We start from the raw sequence: 19,945 nt of genomic DNA, 5'->3' as shown, positions 1-19,945 counted from the left end.
TTTCTTAAAAAAAGATAAACTTATTCATAACATTTCTTAATACAATTAAAAAAACCGTTACTAAAACCTAAGTAACGGTAGTAACGCTTAAACGTTAAAGCGATATCCTGCCCCCCAAACGGTTTCCAATAATTTTGGGTGTGCAGGATCTCTTTCGATTTTGCTACGAAGTTTACCTATATGGACAGTCACAGTAGAAACATCTGCTGCTGAATCAAAACCCCATATATTCTCATATAGTTGCTCTTTGTTCAATACTTGGTTCGGGTGCATCATAAGAAACACTAAAAGATCAAATTCTTTTGTAGTAAACGGTAAATCTTCTCCATTAATATTAACTTTTCGTGAGGATTTATCGATAGAGATACCATGTATGAATATCGTATTTGATTTGGTTGGGCTCCCGGATAAGCGTTCATAACGTGCTAAATGCGCTTTAACTCTAGCGACCAATTCACTAGGGCTAAAGGGTTTTGTTATATAATCGTCAGCTCCTAAACCGAGTCCTCGAATTTTATCGATATCTTCCTTTTTAGCGGAAACAAGCAATATCGGGATATTCTTGACTGCACGTATTTGCTTGCAAATATCAAAACCATTTATCCCTGGAAGCATGATATCTAGAATTATCAAATCATAGTTACCTTTAAGGGCGCGTTGAAGACCTACATTCCCAGTATGTTCAATGTCTACATTGAAATCATTTATTTCTAAATAGTCTCTTTGTAATTCGGCAATACTCACTTCATCTTCAATAAGTAAAATATTTTTCATATTATCTCCCTTTCTTTAAGGAAAAGAAAACATTCGTACCTTTTCCGAATTCACTAGTTGCCCAGATATTTCCTCCATGCTCTTCAATAATTTGTTTTGAAATCGCTAGACCTAAACCACTACCGCCTAAACGTGTATTTCTAGATTGCTCTGCTCGGTAAAAACGATTAAATACATAGGGAAGAGCAGACGGTTCTATACCTTGGCCATTATCAGCTATTTTTACAGTAATGTCATTTTCTCCTTCATAAAGGGAAATGGTTATATTCTTTTGATCTTTATCCATATACTTCACACTATTGTTGATTAAGTTGACCAACACTCTTTTTAACTTCTCCCTATCTGCAGTAACATACATTGGCTTGTGCATTAGCTCAACGTAAATCTGAATTCCTTCTTGGATTAATTCCAGTTGAAGTTCATCAACATAATCTCTCATATATTCCGTTAGTTCGATTGTTTCATAAGAAAATGGTTCCTTTTTCAAATCTAACTTGGAGAATAAGAATAGCTCATCTATCAAAGAATCCATGTCTCTAGCTTTTAAGTGGATAATGGATAAATATTTATCCATTTTCTCTGGAGAATTAGCTACACCATCTTTTATTCCTTCTACATATCCAATTATAGAAGTAATAGGTGTCTTTAAATCATGAGAAATATTTGAAAGAAGCTCTTTGCGGTTCTCTTCATATTGCAGCTGGAGATTAACCGATTCTTTTAATTTTATTCTCATTTCTTCAAACGATTTATTTAATTGACCAATTTCATCATTGGAAGTCGTTTGGATTTCAAAGTTTAAATCTCCTGATTTTATTCGGTTGGCTCCATTTTTAAGATTAGAAAGAGGGTGAATGATACTTCGTGAAACAAAATAGTTTAAAATCCCAATAATCATAATAAATAGAAAAAGTAGTAGACCAAATAGGATTGGAAACAACTCTCGAGCCAATTCAGCATAGGAACTGGCCTGTCTTAAGACAAAAATGCTTCCTTTGCTATTATCAGGAAAATAAAAGTCAAACTTCACATAAGTGTAAAATGAGTGATCGATTTTTATCGAATCACGACTATTTATATTCGTTTCCTCAAATCCAGGAAGAGATTTAATCAATATATTCTCATCATCAAGTGTGGGGGAAGCATACTCAATACTGTTACCTTTTCTAACGACAAGTTCGATATCCTCTTGTTCGATTTTCTTCAACTGTTCTTCGTAAAGTAGCAGGGTAGGATTATTTTTAGCTAGTAGCTTTAAATCTAGAAACGCACTTTCTTCGACCGTCGTCAAAGGTTTTTGAACATATGTTTTTTTATAAAAATGCTCGATAGATCTAATATCCCCAGTAATCGTAAAAATAATTAGAAATCCAGCTACTAACAGTAAGGTGATAGAAATAAGTATCACTCCAACATAAGATAACAAAAATCTCATTTTAATAGACATATTTTTCACCCCTTAACTTAATTGAAGCCTATCACACAAATCTTAAAATTATATAAAATTTATATGAAAACTACATAAATATCTATATGAAATTCTGTAGCATATTTTTTCAGTATTAATGAAAAATGCTCAAACAAAACTATATTCTTTAAAAAAGGTTCGATTAATTCGAATTACCTAACTAAATACTAATTGATAAACTAATAAATTACTTTTATATATATCTATTTTCACTCAAATATGTAACTGATTATTCTAAATTGAATAATTTTGGAATGCTTTTTTTCTTGTTTTATTTGCGAAGGGTATATAAGTTTAGTAGTATTAACACTTATAAATTAGGCGTACCAATTTTTTGGAAATTATGGATGCATAATTATTTTGGTATAAAGATGATTAAAAATTACCTAAACGGGTATTAGAAGGAGGCAAGGACCGTGCGTCTAGTTAAAATATAGAGAAAAGGGGAAATTTTATATGAGAAAAATGTTGGTGTTTTTTTCGTTGTGTACAATTTTAATTCTTGGTGCATGTAGTAGTGAGACAAGTAAAGATAGTATTGATGTTATTAAATTTGCAGATGCAGGTTGGGATAGTATCCGCGTTCACAATAGCATTGCACAGTTAATAATTGAAGAAGGTTACGGCTATGAAACCGAGGTTACAAGTGGTACAACTGCAGCTACTATGCAGTCACTTGAAAAAGGTGATATAAATGTCAATATGGAAGTATGGACGGATAATATTAAAGAAATCTATGATAAAGCAATTGATAGTGGAAACATTAAAAAAGTAGCAACGAACTTCAATGATAATTCACAAGGATTATATGTTCCAACTTACGTTATTGAAGGAGATCCTGAAAGAGGTATAGAACCAGTGGCTCCGGATTTAAAAACTGTTGAAGACTTAGCGAAGTATCCAGAGCTTTTCCAAGATCCTGAAGATAGTAGCAAAGGCCGTATTGTCGGTGCACCATCTAGTTGGGTTGTAAGTGAACACTTGGAGACGAAACTTGAAACATATGGACTTGACGAGCAATATAACTACTTAGCACCTGGATCTGATTCAGCTATTGTTGCGAGCTTAGCTGGTGCATACAAAAAAGGCGAACCTTGGGTAGGTTATTATTGGTCACCAACATGGGTTACAGCAAGTTACGATTTAACGCTACTTGAAGATAATGCATATGACGAAGCAGTATGGGATGAATCGAAAGGAACTGAATTTCCACCAAATGATGTTGTAATTGCAGTTCATGAAGATTTACCTACACAAGCAAAAGATGTGGTTGATTTCTTAAGTAAATACTCAACTAGTAATGCATTAACGGAAGAAGCTCTCAAATATATGAATGAAAATGAGGCAGAGCCTGAAGAAGCCGCACATTGGTGGATGAAAGAACATGAAGACGTTTGGACTGCTTGGGTGTCAGAAGAAGTGGCAGAAAAAGTGAAAGCAGCTTTAGCAGAATGATTCATGTTGTAAAAAATCTAACGAGTGAGGTGAAAGAGGCTGTCTCATAAAACAGCCTCCTTAGTATGACTGAATTTCCCGATATACGTATACCTATAGGAGATGGTGTAGAGAAATTTATCGATTTTTTAGCGAATAATTTCGAAGCGTTTTTTGATTTTATATTTGTAATTTCCTCGTCCATGATTAAGGGACTTGAGGGAGGACTTCTTGCCATACCTTGGTGGATCTTTATATTAATTGTTTTCTTCTTAGGTTGGTATTTTACTTCTTTGTACGGTGGAATCCTATTTTCGATTTTTATTTTTTTAATTGGAACCTTTGATTTGTGGCCAGAAACTATGACTACGGTTGCAATTGTGTTAATTTCCGTAATACTTTCACTGGTCATCGGTATACCACTTGGAATTGGAATGGCATTTAGCAAGGCGATGTCAACCATCATGCGTCCGATATTAGATGCCATGCAAACAATGCCGAGTTTTGTTTATTTGATTCCTGTCATTTTCTTCTTTCCACTAGGAAATGTACCTGCAGTAATTGCAACGATTATCTACGCATTACCCCCTGTCATCCGTTTAACGGAACTAGGACTTCGAAATGTTGACCAAGAAGTAGTGGAATCTGCACAATCTTTTGGATCATCTAGAATGCAAATGTTAATGAAAGTAGAATTACCACAGGCTTTGCCAACTATAATGGCTGGAGTTAACCAAACTACCATGATGGCGCTTGCTATGGCTGTTGTAGGGTCTATGGTTGGTGCACAGGGACTTGGAGAAAGAGTTTTATATGCGATTAACCGAATTGATATTGCGTTAGGTTTTGAAGCTGGGATCAGTATAGTTTTCTTAGCTATTATTATTGACCGTATCACAGGTGGAATTGCTAAGCGCCTTCAGAAACATAGGAGGGAAGCAGCATGACAATAAAATTAAAAATTGAGAACGTATCAAAAATCTTCGGTCCTCGACCTAAAAAGGCAATACAAATGGTTAAAAATGGTGTTTCTAAAGAAGAAATTCTTGCAAAGACAGGACATACAGTTGGTGTTTACAATGCTTCCATGGAAATTATGGAAGGAGAAACATTTGTTATTATGGGGCTGTCAGGAAGTGGAAAATCTACTTTAATCAGATGTCTAAACCTATTGAATCGTCCAACTTCAGGAGCGATATATGTTGATGGAGAAAATGTTGTGGAATACAACAAAAACCAATTAAGATATTATCGTCAGAAAAAAATAGCGATGGTATTTCAGCACTTTGGCTTGTTTAGCCATCGAACAGTGTTGGAAAATATCGAATATGGTCTTGAAATAAGAGGGATGTCAAAAACAGAAAGACTACAAATTGCTCAAAAACATTTAGAAACAGTTGGGTTAAAAGGATATGAAAATAAATACCCAGACGAACTATCTGGAGGTATGAGACAACGGGTAGGTATAGCCCGTGCACTTGCTAACGATCCAGACATTCTACTGATGGATGAGCCTTTCAGTGCACTTGACCCACTGATTCGACGAGAAATGCAGCTTGAGTTACTAGATATTCAAAATAGACTTCAAAAAACGATCATTTTCATCACACATGATGTAAATGAAGCATTTAAAATTGGTGATCGAGTTGCTGTAATGAAAGATGGAAAAGTAGAACAAATAGGAACTCCGGAAGAAATATTAGACAAGCCTGCTAGCAACTATATTTCTGAGTTTATTCGAGACATTGACCGCTCGAAAATATTACAGGCCGAGAATATCATGATGAAACCATTTGGACTAGTGTCATTAAAAGATGGTTTACAAGTAGCGGCGAAAGTTATGAATGAAAATGGTATTTCTAGTGCGTTTGTTGCCGATCGTAAACGTCAATTGCAGGGTATTGTTACAATTGATCAAGCGATAGATGGGATAAAACAGAAGAAGACATTGCAAGAAGTAATGTCAACAGATGTCAAAACGGTACGACCTGATGAATACGTACAAGATATTATTCCGCTAGTGCTCGAGTCTAAATATCCGCTTGTAGTAACAGATGAGGACAAGACAATTAAAGGAATCATTTTACGAGTACACGTATTGGCAAGCTTGATCAGTGATAATGTAGAAGAAGAGTAGAATATAATGAAGGCATAGGAACAGTTTGTTTCTGTGCCTTTTTTTAGTAATCAAGGATGATTACCTTTAAAATAAGGTTATCCCATTAGACAGGAGCTTAGATAATCGCATGAATAAGCTAAGTATGGAAAAAATGGATTTCAAGTCACTTGTCCCTTTTATAAGTAACGAGTTTAAAAAATATTTCACTAAAAATATTAAGGCTTTATATCATTATACGAATCTTGATGGAGCACTTGGAATTATTAGTAACAAAATTTTTTGGGCATCCCATATTAAGTTTATGAATGATTCAAAAGAGTATAGTCATGGATTAGAGGTTTGTGAAAGTATAGTAAAAAAACTGATCAATGAACTCCCGTTGGACAATCCTAGAAGAAGTTATTTAGAAGAGGTTTTTGCAATTTTAGAGGAACAGGATACTGATATTTTTGTTGTTTCTTTTAGCGAGAGTGGCGACTTACTAAGTCAATGGAGAGGTTATAGTAGAAGCCAATACGGGATATCTATTGGTTTTGACTTCACCTCTTTATTCGATGACTCTTTTCAATTAAGTGAACAAAGTTTCTTTCCCCGCAAAGTAATTTATGATCAAAAAGTACAAGAACGAATTATTAGACGTATTATAGATGTAGCCTTAATAAGTGTGGAGCTGAGTGGTATGCAACCGGACTATGCACCTAAAGAGGTAGCGAGAACGATCGGGTACTTTTTGCCACTATTTAAGCATTCCACTTTTTCTGAGGAAAAGGAATGGCGTATTATTGTGACAAACTCCAAAAGTATGCATTATCAACATGATTTAAACTTCCGTGCAAGAGATAATATTATATTGCCTTATATAGAAATGAAGATGCACAATAAAGCAAAAGAGAACAATAATAAACTACCTATAAACCAACTAATAATCGGACCATCTGGAACAAATGAATTTACTGCAAGAAGCGTTAAATATTTTTTGAAAAACAGTGGCTATTCTTCTGTTCCGATTAAAGTATCAAAAATTCCTTATAGATAACGATTGGATTAAAAAATTCGAGTATAGTCATTTAATAAAAATATTAATAAAATGGTAAAAATAAAGTGCTTTTTTATCAAAAGTACTGGAAATTGATTGAGAGAGCTTTCATAAATGATATGAAAGTCCTTTTAATTTTGGATTATTTTGCCTTGCTGATATGTTATACTTTTAGTACATTTCACCTCTAAAGGTAGGGACTAAAGTGCTTTATTATGATAATTTTTTAGAACTATTTTACTTCTCTAATCAATATCCAGCATTCATAACAATAAAATGGAATATAACAGTTATAGGTCTAATAATAACAATGCTTATTGTTCCTATTCTAATCTATAACTTGTTTAACAGTGCTGTTAGACATCGTTCTAACTATTTTGATGCATTAACTAAGTTGCCTAATAGACGCTTTTTCGAGAAAAAGATTAAAAAAACCGATGTCCCGCAGTGCTTAGCTATTTGGCATATGCATAATTTTGAACATGTAAATAGAGAACGGGATTATCAATTTGGTGACAAGGTAATTAATCAATTGTCAATACTACTAAAAACGTTTGAAACACCTGGGATAGTACTTTACCGACTTGATGGTCATCGCTTTGCATTTCATTCCAATCATTTAGATGGGGTAAACCACCTACATAGAATAATGGAAAAGGTAGCAGAAAGTTTACAAAAACCATTTGTAATAGAAGGATATGAAATTTATCTTCCAGCAGTATGTGCTATTTCTAAAGCATATGACCTAGATGAAACGATTAATATGTACACAAATGCTCTTGCTGTCTTAAATTTTCCATCTATTGAATTTAACTATGAGATCATTCATTATGATTCAGCTATACATACCTATGTGTTTGAATTAGAAATTGAGGAAGATGTAATACAGGCGATAAAAAATGAAGAGTTATTTATTGTATACCAGCCAAAGGTTAATGGAATTACCAATGCTGTTGTTGGGGTGGAAACCTTACTTCGTTGGAACCATCCGACTCATGGTTTTTTATCCCCAGCGATTTTTATTCCCATTTTAGAAAGAAATAATCGAATTGTTCATGTGACAGATTGGATAATTGAACGAGTTTGTCAGCAAATAGCAGATTGGAAAAGAGATGGAATTACATTTAAGCAAGTAGCAATCAATATTCCTGGGCAATATGTGACTTCCCCACTATTATTGGATGTACTAAAAAGCACTTTACGTAAATATAGGGTAGAGCCACATGAAATAGAATTGGAAATTACTGAAACTAGCTTTGTGGAAAATATAGAGAACGCTATACAAGCAGTAAGCACTTTCCGCAAGGAAGGATTCTCTGTAGCATTAGACGATTTCGGTACTGGTGTATCTTCCTTGTCTTATTTAAAAAAAATGCCTATTTCCACATTGAAAATCGATAAATCCTTTATAGATGGTATACCAGAATCGAAAAAAGACTCGTCCATAATGCAAGCAATAATCGATTTAGGGCATTCGTTAAATCTGGCAATCATATTCGAAGGAGTCGAAACAGAGGAACAAGTAAAATTCTTAACTACTACATGTGAAAAACCGATTATACAAGGCTATTATTTCGCCAGGCCCATGAAAGCCGATGAGCTTGTACAATGGCATAAAGAATTTTGTCCTTCTTTCAAAAAGAGTGTCAGGTATTAAACCTGGCACTCTTTTTATTATTTTGCCTGGAGGAGTGGTTACCTGAATTTCCTAAGACCTATGCAAGTTGCTTTTTATAATCTCTATTAATTGATTATTTTTCAAGTTGATGGCCTCTTTTTATTAGTTAATAATTATACAGCTGAAATATGAATAAAAATAAGAGAAGCATTTACTGAATTAATATAGTATTAGCCTGTGAAATATGTATATACACATAAAAAATGTTAATAGATCGGTGTAAGGTAACTTGTGGATTAATTTTTTATGTTTGCCATAAAATTATGAAACTAAAAATATTTTCTTACGTATAGATAGTGATAAAAAAATTCTAGGAGGGTCTCTAATGTCATTTTTTAATAAAGTCCTTGCAAGTGTTGGAATTGGTGGAGCCAAAGTAGATACAAAACTGGAAAAGTCAGAGTATGTTGCTGGCGAAACAATGAGAGGCGTTGTTGAAATTTATGGGGGAAATATAGAACAACAAATAGACTCCATTTATTTGACAGTGTATACAACGTATATCCGTGAATCGGACGATAGAAAATACACAGATGTTGCTTCGGTGATTAACTATAAAGTAAACGAGCCTTTAACAATAGGAGTTAATGAAACGAAAGTAGTTCCATTTTCATTTGCCCTTCCAGTGGATACGCCAATCACTATAGGAAATACGAGAGTATGGGTTGGCACAGGACTAGATATTAAAAATGGTGCAGATCCTAAAGACAAAGATTTCATAGGAGTGAGACCAACAAGTCTTGCTGCTCAGATTTTAGACGAAATAGAACGACTAGGATTTAGATTGAGAAAAGCGGAATGTGAGCAAGCTTCTAGAAGATACCACAATAAGTTTCCGTTCGTTCAGGAATTTGAATTCATTCCTACTAGCGCAGTATATAGAGGAAGATTAGATGAATTAGAGATTTTGTTCCTTTCCCAAACGGAACAATCAGCAGATGTACTTATCCAAGTAGACCGAAGAGCACGAGGATTTGGAGGTTTTCTTTCAGAGGCATTAGAAATGGATGAAAGTCACATTAGACTAACGATCACTACAAGAGACTTACCAACTTTACAGGAAAAATTAAAACAAGTCATTACTAAATACGCTTGATAAAGTAATTCTTTTATTTAAAACCCTAGAGATGAAATTCGTTTCTAGGGTATATTTGACAACATAACTAACCATTGGTTACATTGTAACCAATGGTTAGTTATGAGGAGTGTAATTAGTTGAAAAGTAAACAAGAGCAACGTTCAGAAGAAACAAAACAAGAAATTTTAAAATCTGCTGGGAATTTATTCGCCGAAAAGGGTTTTGATGCAGTAACGATAAGAGAAATAGCAAAGAATGCAGGTTGTTCACATACGACGATTTATCTTTATTTTAAAGATAAGGAAGCATTGCTTCATCAGCTCTCTATGCCATCTTTACAAGAATTACAAGAACAATTCAACGAAATTTTGAAAATAAATACATTATCTTCAGAAGGTAAACTAAAAGAAATTAGTCGTGAGTATATTACCTTTTGCCTACAAAATCGAAGTATGTATGATGTTTTTTTCAATGCTAAATCTTCCAGAGTAGACGAAGAACCTGAATTAGAGATCAATAAACTTCGAATAGAAATTTTTGACATAATGAAAGGGCTCATTCAGAAAATCCTTTCTCTACCGAACAATGAACAACTGCTAGCTTTTACTCGTATTTATTATTACAGCCTAAATGGGATTTTGAGTACGTACTCGTATCAACATGAACCGCTTGGAGTGTTAATGAAAAGACTCACACCGACGTTTGACCTTGCAGTGGATATTCTTATTTTAGGTTTTAAAGAAAAATTAAAGTAAGGGGAATAGATGATGAAAGCAAAAAAGATATCGGACCATATTTGGAGTTTAAAAACATGGATGATTATTCCGATTCACGTATGGGTTGTTGTTGAAGAGGACGGGGTTACATTGGTGGATGCTGGAATGCCAGTCATGGCAAAAGGAATTATGAAATTTATTAACCAATTGAATGCTGGTCCTTTGCGAAGAATTCTATTAACGCATGGGCATTCTGATCATGTTGGAGCTGTGAAATCGATTTTAAAAAACAACGATGTGCCTGTATACGCACATCAAATAGAAATTCCTTATATGGAAGGGGAAATTGTCTATCCTAAAAGAAAGAAACTAGAGTCAAACTTACCGAAAAAATTAAGTCAACCACTCCTAGAGGATAAGACTGGCAACATGCAACCGATTGGTGGACTTACCCCTATTTTTACGCCAGGGCATTCACCAGGTCATGTCGTTTATTACCACGAAAAGGATCAAATATTGTTGGGAGGGGATCTTTTCACTTCAAAGAAAGGTAAGCTTCAACCGCCAATGCCGATGTTCACAGCTGATATGGATCAAGCAGTAAAAAGCGCATCCGTTATAAGTAAGTTAAAACCAAAGCTGTTAGAGGTGTGCCATGGCAATGCGGTGGAACGTCCGGCAGATCAGTTAGAGAACTATATTAGAAGTATGGAGATAAAACTTGGCGGTGGGTTATCATGATAATCGCTCAATATACAGTGTATGGTCTGTTTTTTCTAATGGAATTATGTGCGCTTGCTGCATTTTCGTATTGGGGTTTTCATCTGAACCACGGCTGGTTTTTAAAGTTATTATTTGGAATTGGTACCCCTCTTCTTGTTGCTATTTTTTGGGGGGCATTCATTGCCCCTAAAGCCAATTTTCCTGTAATTATTCCAGTTCGAATTATTTTACAGCTAATTGTATTTGCTTTAGCAACTGCCTCCCTATATTTTTCTGGAAATAGTAGGCTTGCGGTTATATATGGAGTAGTAGTTATGATAGGAATGACTTTGATGTATACAGGAGGTCGTTAGCTTGTTTGCAGGACATTTCGGAATATCCGCTACTGTGAAAAGTAAAACCCCTGAAACGCCACTATGGTCACTAATCGTCAGCACACAATTGCTTGATATTGTGTTTATTCCATTTATTTTGGTAGGTTTAGAGAACATAGAATCCATAGGAGATGGTGGATATGGCAATGATATGATTTATGCATTCTACACGCATTCTTTAGTAGGTTCACTTATCCTTTCCATTTTAGCAGCATTGCTAGCTAAAAGATTATGGGGTAGGAAATCGGGTATTATCATAGGAGCCGTCGTATTTAGCCACTGGATTCTTGATTTTATAGTTCACCGCCCTGACATGCCAATTCTGCCAGGTAATATCGGTAATCTCCCTCTCTTAGGATTAGGTCTATGGGAAACGGTTCCCGGAAGTGTTCTGCTTGAGGCATTATTACTTGCAATCGGTTGTTTCTTTTACTTTAGCTATGCCTTGAAAAAAGAAGTATTTGCACACAAGGGAAAAGGAATTATGGCCGGTTGCGCGATGACTGCATTTCTTTTACTTTCATTTTATTTTGGCATCTCCCTATAATTATTTGAATTTTTTTATATAAGTTATTTAATAAGACCAGAACGGATTCTAGTTCTTGGTTTTTTTCTGTTTAGCCATTTCCAATTGATATAGTACAATTAATAAAAACAGTAAAATTCATAGGGAGATGATTTTTATTTCAACAGATATAGAAACTCAAATTATTGATGACATTATGCATCAAATTGTTTCAAAGTCAATGGAACATGGGAAGAAACTCCCTTCTGAAAATGAACTTGCTACAAAATATAAAGTACCAAGAATGACAGTGAGAAATGCTCTAACGAAACTAGAAGAACGAGGATATATATATTCTAAACAAGGAAAAGGAAGATACTTAAAAGAAGAGTCTATACAAATTCAATTGCATCTGACTGGGAAAACAAGTTTTACAGATAAAATGAGGCAATCAGGTTATGAATTAAAGACGGAAAATGTTGTTTGCGAAAAGATTTCTTATAATGAACAAATATATCAAAGCCTTAATTTAAACAAAGAAAATAGTGTCTTTAAAGTGGCAAGAATACGCTATATCAATGAGGAGCCAATTGCTATTCACTCTTCCTTTGTGAGTGAAACAACGTTTCCGAGAATTGCGCAGGATGGTCCTAAGATTGAGTCGATGTTTGCATATTATCGAAACCTAGGTTATAAGGAATTTACAAGTAAAAAAAGTCTGTTAAGTATTACATTTCCGACTTCAAGTGAACAACAGTTACTATCCTGTAAAAGCATGGTGCCGCTCATTGTTGTAGAGAGTGATTGTATAGATGTTGACTCCAATAAAGTATTAGAACATACAAAAATACTTTATCGAAGCGATAAATTTAAATACGATATAACGATGGAATGAAAAGGTGAATAACAATTCGGTTATTTGTTTTTTTTGCTTTTATCACTAGAGAATGCCCAAGTAAAAAATATATAGAAGGCAGTAATAAACAATGCTTGTAAGGCATTATCTACCCAATTAAATGTTTGGTTCTTAGAATAATCCGATAGAAGATAAATCATATATAATCCTATAAAAAGAGGTAGATAATAATACTCTCTGAAAAATTTCATCTATTATCCTCCGCACATTAATGACCTAATCCTATCATAAATGGATAAATAATCCTAATTGAGACCAAATCATTGATGAAAGCAACCAAATGCAACATAAAGCAACTAAATTCAAAGTAAAGCAACCAATGGTCAAATTTTATAAATTCTTATCCGGACAGGTCTAGCACCTGTCCTTTTTTATATCCAGAATTCAGCTACTTACCCTCTAGGAAACAAAGGAATTTTCGCTTTTTCCCAACCAATTGTTAAGGACATTTACAAAAGCTTTACGGAGCCTTAAAACACAACTACTTGGCGACAAGTTAAGATGAATTTGCAAAGGAGGATTTATCCATATGAAAAGAAGACGACGAACTGAGATTCTCATTCAGGGCGATCCCCAATTGGCTCAAAAGTTTGCAGAATCTATTATAGACACATATGAATGCCGAGAGATTTTAGTACCGCAATATGGGTTGACTATGATCAAGATGAGAGAAACGGCGAAAAGCTCCCTGTTTTATATAGGAGAGGTCCTAATTACGGAAGCAAAAGTAGAGATTAATAAACGCATTGGAATAGGAATCGTTGTAGGCATGAAAGACGAACTAGCACGCCATCTAGCGATTATTGATGCTGCATATAAAGCACAATTACATGAAACGATAGCGTGGGAAGCAGTACTCATAGAAGCAGAAAAACAAATTAATATAGAGCGTGCAAAAAGACAAGCGGAACTATTCGAAACGAGAGTTAGCTTTGAGACGATGGAAGTTTAATAAACCAATAGGAGAGATAATATGGCAATTGATCAAGTACATGATTTACAGCAAGTTTACAGAAAAATATTGCACAGTATGTCGAGGCCCGGTACCATTTCGTCACTTTCTGAAATCGCAGAAAGAGTGGATTTTAATCTTCCTTGTTACAATGCAACTATTTTAAGTGCAATGACATTTTTAGACGCAGAGTCCACTTTTCATATCCTTTCCGAGGAGCAAAAGGATCTAATCGAAAAAATTTCAGAATATACATCCTCGAGATATGCACCTATTAACGAAGCAGATTTTGTCATCGTACTACGAGACGATACAGATACGGTAATTCAAAAAGCTATGCAACAATGTAAAAACGGTACCCTTATTGATCCGCAGCTGTCTTCGATTTGGATTATAGAAAGCACTCCTCTTTCTGACGAGGGGCAGTGGATGTTAACAGGTCCAGGGATTCAACATAAGTGTCAGGTACAAACACGATTTGATCAATCTATGTGGAAAGCAAGAAATGAAAAAACAAAGGAATATCCGCTTGGAATTGATTTGATTTTCACAGATGAACATGAGCAAGTAGTCTGTATCCCTCGAACAACTACAATCAATAACATGGAGGTGAGCTAATGGGTTACGTTCCAGTTAAAGGTGGCACACAGGCGATAGAAGCATCTATTAACCGATTAAAATATGAACGGATTAAAGACCGAGAAATTATAGAAATTAACACAATTATGTCAACGATGCGTGGAATGGTAGACCAAGTAATGTCGGAAAGTAGTTTGTATTCACCATACTTGGCTGCACTTGCGATAAAGCAAGCGGAAGGAAGTATGGAGGAAGCAGTTTTTCTCATGCGTGCTCACCGATCCACTTTACCTCGTCCATATTATAGTCAAACCGTTGAACCGGAAACGATGCTAGTGGAGCGCCGAATTTCGGCAAGTTTTAAAGATATTCCTGGTGGACAATTATTAGGGGCAACTTATGACTACACACATCGTTTGCTCGATTTAAGTTTAATAGAAGAAAGTCAGGAAGAAAACCTAAGGTGGCTACAACACTACCACAATCAATTAAAACAAATAGAAGCCTTTGATGAAGTAAAGTACTTTCCAAAAGTAGTAGATTACTTGAGGGAGGAAGGACTTTTTGAAACACATGAGGTAGATAATACCCCTCCTATTGATATTACAAAGCAAAGTATACAATTCCCAACTACGCGTAGCGAAAGACTACAAGTGCTCACACGTGGACAAACAGGAGCTGTCACATCTCTTGGCTATGCTTCATTGAGAGGATATGGCCAGGTACATCCGACAGTCGGTGAAGTACGTGTAGGCTTACTTCCTATTTATGTGCAACATCCAAATGAAATGGAGCACAGTGCGGAAGATGAGTTTTATATAGGAGAAATTAGAGTGACTGAGGTAGAGTCATTTGTGCCAACAAATGTGAAAAATGAGAACAACGAATATGAACTAGAGTTAGAGATTGGTTATGGCATTTGTTATGGACAAAACGAAACAAAGGCAATAGCTATGAGCATTTTAGATCAATGTTTGGAGCATCCCGAATCCAATTTTCCGACGCATGATGAAGAATTTGTGTTATTGCATATAGATTCTGTCGAGTCTACAGGATTTATTTCTCACTTGAAACTACCTCATTATGTTACGTTCCAATCCAAACTGGATAGTATCCGCCAAGTGAAGAAAGGGGTGCAGAAAGTTGAAAGCTAATACACATTTTGCATTTTTCGATGAAGGATCTAAGAAAGAAATTCGACGTGCAATTATAAAGGCAGTAGCAATTCCGGGGTATCAAGTGCCTTTCGCTTCAAGAGAAATGCCAATTGCACGAGGTTGGGGAACAGGTGGATTACAAATTACCCTATCAATTATTGGTCAGTTAGATGTGCTTAAAGTAATTGACCAAGGAGCAGACGAGTCTGTAAATGCTGTAAGTATAAAAAAACTCGTTCATGAAACGACTGGTGTTGAAATAACGGAGAAAACTGCAGACGCGACTCTTATTCAATCACGGCACCGAATACCAGAAGTTCCTTTAACAAATGACCAAATTCTCGTCTTGCAAGTACCGACGCCAGAACCCCTCCGGCCTGTGGAGGCAAAAGAACTTTTGACGAAAAGAATGCATGCGGAAGATGACTATAGTGGTGCATGGTTATTGCTTTTCGAACAAATTATGAAATACGGCAAAACGGCTACTGCGGCAGACCACCCGGTATACGTAAACGATCGCTATGTGATGGCACCAAGTCCAATCCCTAGATTTGATAACCCAAAAATGCATCATTCTGAAGCTTTAATCCTTCTAGGGGCTGGACGTGAAAAGAAAATATATGCAGTTCCTCCTTATACAGATGTAAAATCCCTTGCTTTTGAGGACTACCCATTTGCAGTCGAATCGTTTGAAGGTCAGCAATGTCACTTATGTGGTTCTACACAAATCTTCTTAGATGAATTAATTGATCAACAAACAGGAAAAACCGTTTATCAATGTAACGACACAAACTACTGTATGGACCAGTTAAATAAGAAAGAGGAAGCTGAGGTGCAAACCAGCTATGCATGAGGAACCAATATTAGAAGTAAAAAACTTACGAAAACAATTTGGTACAGGGTGCTACAAGTGTAGAGAAATTGAAAATAGGGAGTTAGAGAAAAATTTCTGTAAGCATTGTGGGACTGTGTATGCTTGCCAAGATATTTCATTTGATTTGTTCCCTGGAGAAATACTAGGGATAGTCGGCGAGAGTGGAAGTGGTAAATCGACGATGATGCAATGCCTATACTTCGATTCAGATGTTACTTCAGGTGAAGCGTATATTAATGATTCTTTTTTAGCTGGGAAAAACGTTTTTGAACTATCCTCCCAGCAAAAACGCTCGATTCGAAATCATGTATACGGCATGGTTTATCAAAATCCTGTTCATGGATTAAAAATGAACTTTTCTTCTGTCGGTAATATAGCGGAGAAACTAATCGCGGCAGGCAATCGCAATGTAGCGGTTATGGAAGCAACGAGTAAACAACTGCTGGAAAGCGTGCATATCCCATTGCATCGAATGAAAGAAGAGCCTCGAAACTTTTCGGGTGGGATGCAACAAAGAGTTCAAATAGCAAAAGCATTGTCAAACAACCCACCAATACTTTTTTTAGACGAAGTAACGACTGGTCTAGATTTATCTGTACAAGCAAATGTGCTTGATTTGATCAAAAAAATTCAAAGAGATTTAGGAATTAGTATGATTGTCGTGTCACATGATTTAGCAGTTATACGGATGCTTGCAGACCGCACGATTGTACTGTTGAACGGAAAAATTATTGAAGAAGGCTTGACCGATCAAGTTCTTGAAGACCCACAACATGAGTACACCCAGCAATTAGTTTACTCATTATTATAAGAGGAGCGGTGACTTTGTACATTATTCATAATGGGAAAATCATAACAGAGGAAGCAATAGTAGATGGATATGCGGTAGTAGTGAAGGGAGAAGTCATTCAAGCGATTATCCCTCAAGAATCGGTGGCGAATTATTCGGATGCTGAACTCATTGATGCTAGAGGAGGATACATATCTCCTGGATTTATCGATATTCATTCCGATTATATTGAAACAATAGCATCGCCAAGACCTACTAGTATGATGGATTTTAATATTAGCCTAAGAGAAGCAGAGAAAATATTAATTAGCCACGGAATTACTACTATGTTTCATTCGCTTTCCTTTTACCGTGAGGATGTTTTTACCCATAAACCAATGCGAAATCCGAACAATATTCAACGAATGGTAGATGCAATAGACGCTACGCATCACGAGCTACATTTAATCCGTCACCGGTTACATGCTCGATTCGAAATAGATAATGTCGATGAGATTGACAGCCTTGTTCAAAATATCGAAAATGGCAAAGTGCATTTACTGTCATTTATGGATCACACCCCAGGGCAAGGACAATACCGCAATCTAGAAGTGTATCGCGAAACGTTAAAGGGATATCGGAATATTTCTGATGACGATGTAAATGTATTAATTGCGGAACGACAAAGCACTGAGTTTTTAACGATTGGGAAAATAAAAGAAGTGGCAGAGCTTGCTATATCAAGAGGGATTGCTGTTGCTTCACATGATGATGACGAAATTCAAAAGCTAGAGCTCGTAAAATCCTTTGGAACAACAATTAGTGAATTTCCTATTACGCTCGAAGTAGCAAAAAAAGCTAAGGAAATGGGCTTACATACGATAGCAGGGGCACCCAACGTATTGTTAGGTGGTTCCCACTCTGGGAATTTGTCGGCAACAGAAGCCATTGCAAATGACTGTGTAGACATCTTGTGTAGTGACTATTATCCAGCAGCATTACTCCACGCTATTTTTGATTTGCATGAAAAGCACGGCAATGACTTACACAAAATGTTTATGATGGTCTCTTTAAATCCTGCTAAAGCGGTGAAAATGGATGATGAATTAGGATCTATTAAGGTTGGGAAGAAAGCCGACATTCTTGTAATTGAAAGAATGGAAGACGGTTATCCGATGCTGACTGCAACAATGGTAAACGGTGCTTTAATAACAACTACGCATTATCGGATCAAATAGTGAAACGAGGAGGTAGTAACATGACGATGTTAGATGTCAAAGAGTTTGGTAAACGATTCACTATTCATCACTTAGGCAAAACGATTCCTGCAATTGAGCACATTAATTTCTCATTGGACGCGGGAGAATTCATTGGAATTATTGGGAAAAGTGGTAGTGGTAAGTCGACGATATTAAAGAGCATCTACCGTTCTTATTTACCTGACGCCGGCAATATTTTTTATAACTCAGAACGCTTTGGACTAGTTGATTTGGCTAATATATCAGAAAGAGAAATGTTGTATTTACGTAAGTATGAGATTGGCTATGTATCTCAGTTTTTGAATGTCATGCCGAGAACGACCTGTCGCCAGCTCGTTATTAATGCATTACTTGAAATGGGCGAAACAGAGGAAGTAGCCCTTGTAGAGGCAGAAAAAGCATTAACACATTTTGAAATGGATCCAAAATTATGGGATAGCTATCCTAATACATTTTCCGGTGGAGAAAAATTGCGATTAAACATAGCGATGGCAACCGTGAAAAAACCAAGATTGTTATTACTAGACGAGCCAACTGCAAGTTTAGACCAACAATCAAAAGTAAAGGTTCGTGAAATGATTGAGAAATTGAAAAACAGAGGAACCACTTTAGTGGGCATCTTTCATGACATTGAATTTATGGAAGGGCTTTGTGACAAGGTTTATGATATGCAAACAAGACAAATGACAGTTGCGAAAGAGTCGGTTGGCTATGAAAGCTGATTTACATGTCCATAGTCGCTACTCCGACGGTTCGGAGCATGCGGAAACAGTAATGAAGCAAGCTAGTCAGCGTGGTGTTACACATATTAGTTTTGTCGATCATGATACCGTTAAAGGGCTTTCGGAAGTTCTCGAACTAGGGAGAAAATACGGAATAAAAGTTATACCTGGTATTGAAATCTCAGCCTTCGACTATAAAAGGAACCGTAAAGTCCATGTTCTTGGATATAACTATCATCCTAGTGCACCACATATTCAAGCTATTTGTGATCCATTGTTAAAAAGGCGGCAGGAACATTCCCTCTGGCAAATGGAACAAATAAAATTAGCGGGCTACGAGCTAGATAAAGAGGCTATTGAGGAATCTGCCAAACCATCCAAGACCATTTATAAACAACATATTATGCACAATTTAACAGATGCTGCCTATACATCTCCAGCGTACAAGCAGCTATATAAAAGTCTATTTAAAGGGAGTGGAGTTGCCTCAGGGGATATTCAATACATTGATGTGTTTGAGGCAGTAGAAGCTATTGTGGCAGATGGGGGCATGGCGGTCATTGCTCATCCTGGCCAGTTGGATTCGTATGAGTTGATACCAGAACTACTAGAGGTTGGATTAGGCGGAATTGAAAGAAACCACCTAGACCACACGGCAGAGGACCATCTAAAGATAGAAGTCTTGGCAAAAAAATATGGCTTGGTTATGACAGGTGGTACAGACTATCACGGTGCTTATGGAGAAATAGTTGAAATCGGAGATATTGTCAGCCCTTCCTTTGAGAGGATGTAAATAAGGTTAATAGTGTTTA

Annotated in this window: 22 protein-coding genes; 19 read left to right on the top strand and 3 right to left on the bottom strand. The window is 36.0% G+C overall.

Annotated features, from left to right (window positions below):
- Window positions 1-87: 87 nt before the first annotated feature.
- Together PGC35_RS05240 and PGC35_RS05235 are read right to left on the bottom strand one after the other, a co-directional pair.
- The gene (locus tag PGC35_RS05240) at window positions 88-774 is read right to left on the bottom strand and encodes a response regulator transcription factor (protein ID WP_053590941.1); all 687 of its coding nucleotides are present in this window, start codon (window positions 772-774) and stop codon (window positions 88-90) included.
- 1 nt (window position 775) lies between these two features.
- Window positions 776-2,221, bottom strand: coding sequence for a sensor histidine kinase (locus tag PGC35_RS05235; RefSeq protein WP_275782565.1), 1,446 nt, complete (start codon window positions 2,219-2,221; stop codon window positions 776-778).
- 477 nt (window positions 2,222-2,698) lie between these two features.
- Between PGC35_RS05235 and PGC35_RS05230 the strand changes: the two genes are divergently transcribed.
- The 11 genes from PGC35_RS05230 to PGC35_RS05180 all read left to right on the top strand — a co-directional run bounded on the left by PGC35_RS05230 (window position 2,699) and on the right by PGC35_RS05180 (window position 12,800).
- Complete coding sequence (locus PGC35_RS05230; protein WP_056828870.1) at window positions 2,699-3,697, top strand: ABC transporter substrate-binding protein; 999 nt, start codon at window positions 2,699-2,701, stop codon at window positions 3,695-3,697.
- Window positions 3,698-3,762: 65 nt separating this feature from the next.
- Complete coding sequence (locus PGC35_RS05225; protein ID WP_053590938.1) at window positions 3,763-4,623, top strand: ABC transporter permease; 861 nt, start codon at window positions 3,763-3,765, stop codon at window positions 4,621-4,623.
- Window positions 4,620-5,813, top strand: coding sequence for a quaternary amine ABC transporter ATP-binding protein (locus PGC35_RS05220; RefSeq protein ID WP_053590937.1), 1,194 nt, complete (start codon window positions 4,620-4,622; stop codon window positions 5,811-5,813). The genes PGC35_RS05225 and PGC35_RS05220 overlap by 4 nt, the downstream gene beginning before the upstream one ends.
- A 109-nt stretch (window positions 5,814-5,922) precedes the next feature.
- Window positions 5,923-6,831 (top strand): DUF2971 domain-containing protein, encoded by a 909-nt coding sequence (locus tag PGC35_RS05215; protein ID WP_053590936.1) that lies wholly within the window; start codon window positions 5,923-5,925, stop codon window positions 6,829-6,831.
- A gap of 205 nt (window positions 6,832-7,036) precedes the next feature.
- Window positions 7,037-8,488, top strand: a complete 1,452-nt coding sequence (locus tag PGC35_RS05210; protein WP_056828866.1) for a putative bifunctional diguanylate cyclase/phosphodiesterase — start codon at window positions 7,037-7,039, stop codon at window positions 8,486-8,488.
- 346 nt (window positions 8,489-8,834) lie between these two features.
- Window positions 8,835-9,605: a sporulation protein gene (locus tag PGC35_RS05205; protein ID WP_053590934.1), complete on the top strand. Its 771-nt coding sequence runs from the start codon at window positions 8,835-8,837 to the stop codon at window positions 9,603-9,605.
- Between the two features lie 119 nt (window positions 9,606-9,724).
- Window positions 9,725-10,342 (top strand): TetR/AcrR family transcriptional regulator, encoded by a 618-nt coding sequence (locus PGC35_RS05200; protein ID WP_375218421.1) that lies wholly within the window; start codon window positions 9,725-9,727, stop codon window positions 10,340-10,342.
- Between the two features lie 9 nt (window positions 10,343-10,351).
- Window positions 10,352-11,044 carry an MBL fold metallo-hydrolase gene (locus PGC35_RS05195; protein WP_375218420.1) on the top strand — a complete coding sequence of 231 codons (693 nt, stop codon included), beginning with the start codon at window positions 10,352-10,354 and terminating at the stop codon, window positions 11,042-11,044.
- Window positions 11,041-11,379, top strand: coding sequence for a YrdB family protein (locus tag PGC35_RS05190; protein ID WP_375218419.1), 339 nt, complete (start codon window positions 11,041-11,043; stop codon window positions 11,377-11,379). The genes PGC35_RS05195 and PGC35_RS05190 overlap by 4 nt, the downstream gene beginning before the upstream one ends.
- 1 nt (window position 11,380) lies before the next feature.
- A complete protein-coding gene (locus PGC35_RS05185) occupies window positions 11,381-11,947 on the top strand; it encodes a permease (protein WP_375218418.1) in 567 nt (188 codons plus the stop codon).
- A 127-nt stretch (window positions 11,948-12,074) separates the two neighbouring features.
- Window positions 12,075-12,800, top strand: a complete 726-nt coding sequence (locus tag PGC35_RS05180; protein WP_375218417.1) for a GntR family transcriptional regulator — start codon at window positions 12,075-12,077, stop codon at window positions 12,798-12,800.
- A 20-nt stretch (window positions 12,801-12,820) separates the two neighbouring features.
- Here PGC35_RS05180 and PGC35_RS05175 read toward each other — a convergent pair whose 3' ends face one another.
- Entirely contained in the window at window positions 12,821-13,012 is a 192-nt protein-coding gene (locus tag PGC35_RS05175) for a hypothetical protein (protein WP_375218416.1), read from the bottom strand.
- A 338-nt stretch (window positions 13,013-13,350) separates the two neighbouring features.
- Here PGC35_RS05175 and phnG point away from each other — a divergent pair, with 338 nt between their 5' ends.
- From phnG to PGC35_RS05135, 8 genes are read left to right on the top strand one after another with little or no spacing between them, the layout of a single operon-like run.
- The gene (gene phnG, locus PGC35_RS05170) at window positions 13,351-13,773 is read left to right on the top strand and encodes a phosphonate C-P lyase system protein PhnG (protein ID WP_375218415.1); all 423 of its coding nucleotides are present in this window, start codon (window positions 13,351-13,353) and stop codon (window positions 13,771-13,773) included.
- Between the two features lie 21 nt (window positions 13,774-13,794).
- Window positions 13,795-14,391, top strand: coding sequence for a phosphonate C-P lyase system protein PhnH (phnH, locus tag PGC35_RS05165; RefSeq protein ID WP_275782538.1), 597 nt, complete (start codon window positions 13,795-13,797; stop codon window positions 14,389-14,391).
- Window positions 14,391-15,506 carry a carbon-phosphorus lyase complex subunit PhnI gene (locus PGC35_RS05160; protein ID WP_375218414.1) on the top strand — a complete coding sequence of 372 codons (1,116 nt, stop codon included), beginning with the start codon at window positions 14,391-14,393 and terminating at the stop codon, window positions 15,504-15,506. Before phnH ends, PGC35_RS05160 begins: the two co-directional genes overlap by 1 nt.
- Window positions 15,496-16,362, top strand: coding sequence for an alpha-D-ribose 1-methylphosphonate 5-phosphate C-P-lyase PhnJ (locus PGC35_RS05155; protein WP_375218413.1), 867 nt, complete (start codon window positions 15,496-15,498; stop codon window positions 16,360-16,362). The genes PGC35_RS05160 and PGC35_RS05155 overlap by 11 nt, the downstream gene beginning before the upstream one ends.
- Window positions 16,355-17,194 (top strand): ATP-binding cassette domain-containing protein, encoded by an 840-nt coding sequence (locus tag PGC35_RS05150; protein ID WP_275782532.1) that lies wholly within the window; start codon window positions 16,355-16,357, stop codon window positions 17,192-17,194. Before PGC35_RS05155 ends, PGC35_RS05150 begins: the two co-directional genes overlap by 8 nt.
- Window positions 17,195-17,208: 14 nt before the next feature.
- Window positions 17,209-18,390 carry a phosphonate metabolism protein PhnM gene (gene phnM, locus PGC35_RS05145; RefSeq protein ID WP_375218412.1) on the top strand — a complete coding sequence of 394 codons (1,182 nt, stop codon included), beginning with the start codon at window positions 17,209-17,211 and terminating at the stop codon, window positions 18,388-18,390.
- A 20-nt stretch (window positions 18,391-18,410) separates the two neighbouring features.
- Window positions 18,411-19,133 carry a phosphonate C-P lyase system protein PhnL gene (gene phnL, locus PGC35_RS05140; protein WP_053590921.1) on the top strand — a complete coding sequence of 241 codons (723 nt, stop codon included), beginning with the start codon at window positions 18,411-18,413 and terminating at the stop codon, window positions 19,131-19,133.
- Window positions 19,123-19,926, top strand: a complete 804-nt coding sequence (locus tag PGC35_RS05135) for a PHP domain-containing protein (protein ID WP_375218411.1) — start codon at window positions 19,123-19,125, stop codon at window positions 19,924-19,926. Before phnL ends, PGC35_RS05135 begins: the two co-directional genes overlap by 11 nt.
- Window positions 19,927-19,945 lie beyond the last annotated feature (19 nt).

The organism is Psychrobacillus sp. PGGUH221, assembly GCF_042055255.1.
Lineage (GTDB): Bacteria > Bacillota > Bacilli > Bacillales_A > Planococcaceae > Psychrobacillus.
The sequence above is the reverse complement of the archived record's forward strand: the minus strand, read 5'-3'. Positions and strand labels throughout refer to the sequence as shown.